At 72.2% G+C, this 2,085-nt stretch carries 3 protein-coding genes and 1 pseudogene; all 4 read right to left on the reverse strand.

The genetic code is table 11. From position 1 onward, the window contains the following. Positions 1-301: pseudogene (locus AC1D1S_RS20815) on the reverse strand (vWA domain-containing protein); the annotation flags it as partial. Beyond that, positions 294-1,217: an AAA family ATPase gene (locus AC1D1S_RS20820; protein ID WP_476995410.1), complete on the reverse strand. Its 924-nt coding sequence runs from the start codon at positions 1,215-1,217 to the stop codon at positions 294-296. The gene AC1D1S_RS20820 and the pseudogene AC1D1S_RS20815, both read right to left, overlap by 8 nt. Beyond that, positions 1,214-1,864 carry a nucleotidyltransferase family protein gene (locus tag AC1D1S_RS20825; RefSeq protein ID WP_476995411.1) on the reverse strand — a complete coding sequence of 217 codons (651 nt, stop codon included), beginning with the start codon at positions 1,862-1,864 and terminating at the stop codon, positions 1,214-1,216. Before AC1D1S_RS20825 ends, AC1D1S_RS20820 begins: the two co-directional genes overlap by 4 nt. Continuing rightward, on the reverse strand, positions 1,848-2,085 hold a 238-nt coding region (locus AC1D1S_RS20830), incomplete at its 5' end, for a YHS domain-containing protein (RefSeq protein ID WP_476995412.1). The genes AC1D1S_RS20830 and AC1D1S_RS20825, both read right to left, overlap by 17 nt.

The raw sequence follows: 2,085 nt of genomic DNA on the forward strand, positions 1-2,085 counted from the left end.
GCCGGGCGGGGGCGGCGTTCGCGCGGAACACGGCCGCGAAGACGGCATCGAACACGGGCACTTCTTCGCGGGCCGACACGAGCACCACGCGGCAGGTCCAATAGAGCTGCTCAAGCCGGGCCGGGGGGATCAGGTGAAGCGCCTCGGCCAGCCGCGCCGCCCGGTCCGGCGAGGTCGCCAGGCCGGCCCTCCGGATGGCCGTGACGAACGCGGCGGACAAGGCGGCCGCCTCGACCAGTGGCGGCTGAGGCGGCTGATCGGTGGCACTGTTGTTTTGGGCGGGGCCGTTGTCTTCAACCATCGGTGCCGTCCACGAGCCAGGCCGCGCCGCGGGAGCCGACGAGTTCGAGGTCATCGCGGTTCTTGACGATGGAGCCCCACGTCTGCTCGGTGGTGCCGGGGTCGATCCGCTTCACCCCCAGCACGGCCAGGGCCGAGACCCAGTCGATTGCCTCGGAGATCCCGGGCGGCTTGGCGAGGTCCAGGGTGCGCAGCCGGGTGATGACGGCCGCGGCCTGGAGGGCCAGCGGGCCGCTGCTGGCAGGAACCCGGCGGCGCACGATCTCGGCGATCCGGGCGGGTCCCGGGTAGTCGATCCAGTGGTACAGGCAGCGGCGGGTCAGGGCGTCGTGAAGGTCCCGGGTCCGGTTGGAGGTCAGGATCACGATGGGGGGATGGGTGGCGCGGATTGTGCCCAGCTCCGGGATGGTGACGGCGGATTCGGCCAGCAGTTCAAAGGTGAAAGCCTCGAATTCGGCGTCGGCGCGGTCGATCTCGTCCAGGAGCAGCACGGCAGGCCGCGGGCCGGGATGTTCCAGCGCCTGCAGGAGCGGGCGCCGCAGCAGGTACTGGGAGGCAAACAGGTCCGTTTCCGTGACCTCGGTGTCGCGGACTTCGGCCAGCCGGATGCCGAGCAGCTGGCGCTGGTGGTTCCACTCATAGAGGGCCTCACCGGCGTCGATTCCCTCATAGCACTGCAGCCGGTACAGCGGGGTGTCGAGGAGCTCGGCCAGCGCCTTCGCGGCCTCCGTCTTCCCGACCCCCGCCTCGCCCTCGAGCAGGATGGGCTGCGGCAGGCGGACAGCCAGGAACAGGGCCGTCGCCAGTCCGACGTCAGCCAGGTAGTTGGTCCGGTCCAGCGCGGCCATCAGCGATCCGACATCCGGGACCCGGCGCCGCACGTCCTCCTCCGCGCCGGCCCGCGCCGCCGCCGTCATAGGGCCCCCAGCAGCCCGGCAAGGAGGCGCCGGTAGTCGTCTTCGGTGTCGACGTCCGGGGGGACGGGGCCGGGTATACGGACCTCGACGACGTCGTCTGCCCGCTGTGCCAGGAGCTTCCAGACGGCTTTGTCCCCGTGCAGGGCGGCCAGGTCCGGCAGCAGGCGCCGGGCAAACGCCACCGGGTGGCCCACGCCGTCGTCGTAGCGGCACACCGCGATGCCGGCAGCGCGCACAGGAGTGGGCTGCAGGGCGCCAAGCACTGCCCGGACGCTCGCGGCCCGGACACCGGGCTGATCGCCGAGCAGCAGGACGACGGCGCCGGTGTCCGGATGGAGGACGGCGAGCGCCGTGGCGATCGAGGACGCGCACCCTTCGCCGAAGTCCGGGTTGAGCACCACATCGCAGCCGCTGGTGTCCACGGTTCGCTCCACCTCGGCCGCTGCGCCGCCCAGGGCCAGCACCGTCTGGCCGAAGGCGCAGTCCCGGGCAGTCGCCAGGACGGCATCGAGCAGCACGCCCCCGCCGTAAGGCAGCAGCTGCTTCGGCCGGCCCAGGCGCCGGGAACCGCCCGCGGCCAGGATGATGCCGGCGGTCCGGGGTCCGGGGCTTCCTTCCGCCCGCAACGGGTCAGGTCGTAACGGCATAGCGTTCCGGATCTTTGCGGAAGGCGGCCCGGCAGCCGGGCGAGCAGAAGTAGACGGCGGCCCCTTCGTGAACCAGGTGCAGGGACGATTCGAGGGCCGGGACGGACATGCCGCACACCGGGTCGACCGCGCTCGCCGGCCCCGGTGGTGCGGGCTCGGATGGCACGGGCTCCGATGGTACTGGCCCCGATGGTACTGGCTCCGTGCCGAAGCTCGTGGCC

It is taken from the genome of Arthrobacter sp. P1_A5, from assembly GCF_056406825.1.

Coding starts and splice junctions, on each gene's coding strand:
- AC1D1S_RS20820 (WP_476995410.1), bottom strand. CDS start 1,217: ATGACGGCGGCGGCGCGGGCCGGCGCGGAGGAGGACGTGCGGCGCCGG.
- AC1D1S_RS20825 (WP_476995411.1), bottom strand. CDS start 1,864: ATGCCGTTACGACCTGACCCGTTGCGGGCGGAAGGAAGCCCCGGACCC.